Source organism: Methanosaeta sp. UBA458 (assembly GCF_002496085.1).
Classification (GTDB): Archaea; Halobacteriota; Methanosarcinia; order Methanotrichales; family Methanotrichaceae; genus Methanothrix; species Methanothrix soehngenii.
Map to the genome: position 1 here is coordinate 1 of NZ_DAIK01000032.1, position 3101 is coordinate 3101.

The 3101-nt window shown below is 47.3% G+C and carries 3 protein-coding genes and 1 pseudogene; all 4 read right to left on the bottom strand.

The window, feature by feature from the left end; translation table 11 throughout:
- Positions 1-67: 67 nt before the first annotated feature.
- The 4 genes and pseudogenes from BP822_RS01955 to BP822_RS01970 all read right to left on the bottom strand — a co-directional run bounded on the left by BP822_RS01955 (position 68) and on the right by BP822_RS01970 (position 1826).
- Positions 68-580 carry a hypothetical protein gene (locus BP822_RS01955; RefSeq protein ID WP_286877605.1) on the bottom strand — a complete coding sequence of 171 codons (513 nt, stop codon included), beginning with the start codon at positions 578-580 and terminating at the stop codon, positions 68-70.
- Positions 577-873, bottom strand: a complete 297-nt coding sequence (locus BP822_RS01960; RefSeq protein WP_013718714.1) for a UPF0175 family protein — start codon at positions 871-873, stop codon at positions 577-579. The genes BP822_RS01955 and BP822_RS01960 overlap by 4 nt, the downstream gene beginning before the upstream one ends.
- A 59-nt stretch (positions 874-932) precedes the next feature.
- Positions 933-1193: pseudogene (locus BP822_RS01965) on the bottom strand (UDP-N-acetylglucosamine 2-epimerase); the annotation flags it as partial.
- A gap of 39 nt (positions 1194-1232) precedes the next feature.
- A complete protein-coding gene (locus tag BP822_RS01970) occupies positions 1233-1826 on the bottom strand; it encodes an acylphosphatase (RefSeq protein WP_286877607.1) in 594 nt (197 codons plus the stop codon).
- Positions 1827-3101 lie beyond the last annotated feature (1275 nt).

The window sequence follows — 3101 nt, forward strand, 5'->3', positions numbered from 1 at the left end:
TGTGCGGGCTTTGAGCACAAAGCTCACAAGGGGAGGCAAAGGAGCGAAATAGGATCATACTTCCGTATCAGACATCAATTCTCAGATACCTTGCCAATATCTTATCCTTGTATTTTATGCAGGTATTATCCTTGACTTCAATCTCTCTGATTAACGAAATCATCTCGCTGTATCCCAGGACTTGTCTTATGGCCAGCAGTGTTAAGAGATCCTTCATATCCAGAACGGCAATTCCATTCTTTTCCGCAAATCGAATTACCCTCCGGTCATCAGTCAAGAATGTTGCCTTCTTTTCCCGGCAAATGCTCAAACCTTCTGCTTCGCCATAATGCACGGTGCTATCTGTTGAGATATCCTTAAACGCCTTGAGATCATCTCGGTCAATTGTGATAACCGGAAGCTGTTCGAAGATCCGATCAGGAAAGGAATAACCGGCACGCTTAGCCCTCATGAGCTCTGCGTAAACTGAGTTGGTTATACAGAAGTTCGCATCCGGGAAGGCTTTACTCAAGATATCGATGCGATCGACCTTGGCAAGCATGCTTGCTACATCGCAATCGATGATAATCATCGTCGTCATATGAGGCCCAATCTGGCCAGTCGGAACAGGCTCTCCTCATCCGTCCCACCTACCTCGAGTTTAATGGACCTGGAGGCCAGCACGTCCTTAAACTCTTCCATGCAAAGCCCTGCTATTTCAGCCGCCTTCCAGAGGCTGACCTTCTCATTCCTGTAAAGATCAATAGCTATCTCGATTCGGAGGCCCGGCTTCATAGATAATAGAGCTCTCAATGCATCCTTCAATAGCTCCTCTCGGGACTTATAAATCTCAGTTCGCATCAGAGCATCAATTTCGTCATTCGCAGATGCCATTGTCAGGTACAACTCCATGTATGAATAACCATAAGATCGATCCCATCTATCATGAGCGCTCACGAATACTTAATTGGCTCTTGATCATTTACGATAATCCTTCCCGCTCTGCCGTCTCCAAACGGATTCTTCCACCCATTCCCCTGCTGCATCATCCGCTTTGCATTCTCAACCATCCGCAGAGCATCAGCCCCAGCAAGAACGTTGGACTTTACCTCCAGGGCCTCTGGCCTCTCAGTGTTATCTCGCAGCGTCACGCAGGGCACGCCCAGGATGCATGTCTCCTCTTGCACTCCGCCAGAGTCGGTCAGCGCCAGCCGGAGACCACGTGCGGGCTTTGTGTCTTTTTTTAAATTTGCTTAGATTATCCCTTTGGCTCTCAGGGCAGATTTAACCTCGGCCATGTCGCTCTTCAATTCGACAATATCGGTTTCAAGTACTCGATCCATCTTCCGGTTCACGTCTTTGACTTCGATAATAAGATCATCTTGTTTATCGAGCATCTGATCCATCTTTCCGCCCAGGCGATCGTTCATGTTTCTGACTTCGTCAAGAAGCTCATCCTGCTTGCCAAGCATTTGGCCCATCTTTCCGCCTAGGTTATCGTTCATGTTGTTGACCGCAAATAGCAGCTTCTTTAGATAGACTGCTGCCGTGTCAAGCCTGGTATCGGTCTCGCCCTTTGCCACCAACTTGCCGAACTGGTCGAACTCACCGCTTGCAGAAGAGTAATTCTTTTCAATCGATGAGACGTGGATCAGGGCATTTTTAATGTCCATTGCGCTCTCAAACCATTTGAGCTTTTCACCCTCGCCTTCGGCTACTATCTTCACCCGGCCATCCTTCAAATTCACAACCATGCCCTTCAGGCCCAAAGCAATGGCCATGTCGATTACCCTGGCCCGATAGCCTACCTCCTGAACTCTGCCGGATACAAATGCCGTGAGCCTCATCGTCATATACAGTTTCCACGCTCTTTGTATTTGGTCCTATCTATGCTATGTGGTTCTATTGCGTAATTAAAAGATTTTTTATTTTATGGCTACGATTATTAACCGCAGAGGCGCAGAGTTCGCAGAGACGTGAAATTCATCTTATTAAAGCACTTGAAAAAGGATCGCATATTTGCTTCTTAGCAATAAGCGTCTCCGTTCGTTCGTCCTCAGCGCGCTCTGCGACTCTGTGGTTCTATTCTGTAAACAACATCGCTGAATTATGCGGGTGGGTCCGGCAGAGATTATAGCCTCTGTTCCTCTGCGCCTCTGTGGTTGGGTCAGTGCATCGCGGTCCACCACAGAAGGCACGAAGATATAGAGTTTTTGCGATTCAAGTTCACCAAATCTAAATAGCCTTCGCTACATAGCAGGCGCCTCTTATCATCTCAGGATGAAGCCCACTTCGCCTTGATATGCTCGGGAGAAGGAGCCATCCATCAATTCAGCGCACTGCCTGGTAAATCATCTCTCCTGGGTTGTCTCTTGCTGCAGGCCGTTGCCGCTAAGAACTGTAATTCTTGCAGGTGACCAGCTAGCTCCGGCCCTAATACTATGCTGAATTACTGATGATGATTAGTATCCAAGGGATCGAGCAACATTAAAAAAGATTTCGGTCAATTATGCTGTCTGGCTGCTTGGGTTTATACCATATTCGCTATCTGATCCTGGCATGAATTACTACTAGCTCTCATGATATTGAATTAAAAAAACAAAATATAATGCAATATTGCCCCATCCGCAATCTAACTGGGAACATTCATCAAAGGATATCTATAAAATTATAATCAAGGATTGCCATTCCCCTCATGCACCGAATGACTGAAACACATCTGGCACTAAACTGAGATTGAGCGCGTCAAATATCAGTTTGAATCAGGTAGGTCAGCCAAACTAGATCTCAGAACTCCCGATATGAGGTTGTGCAGGGAAGTCCTGTACGTAAAATCTGGAACGGCAAGCGTCGAAGCCCTGAAACAATCGCCCTGGGGCGGCATGGCGTTGGTCGAGAGACCATAGATGCCTGCGACTTCAGTCGCGGGAGCCGTCACTACTGCCCTTATACTTCTCCCACTGAAATTAACAGCCACAGATTCCACAGATCCACCCAATCCTCATTCCATCCTGCCCACCTCCAATGGCCGTCGTCCTCTGTGCGATCTCTACTCTGCGGTTTTATCCCGCAACCAACAGTTTTTTTTATTTTTTCGACAACGATTATTAACCGCAGAGACG

Excerpts from the sequence above, each read along its gene's own strand:
- BP822_RS01960 (WP_013718714.1), bottom strand. The coding sequence starts at position 873 with ATGGCATCTGCGAATGACGAAATTGATGCTCTGATGCGAACTGAGATT.
- BP822_RS01970 (WP_286877607.1), bottom strand. The coding sequence starts at position 1,826 with ATGAGGCTCACGGCATTTGTATCCGGCAGAGTTCAGGAGGTAGGCTAT.
- BP822_RS01955 (WP_286877605.1), bottom strand. The coding sequence starts at position 580 with ATGACGACGATGATTATCATCGATTGCGATGTAGCAAGCATGCTTGCC.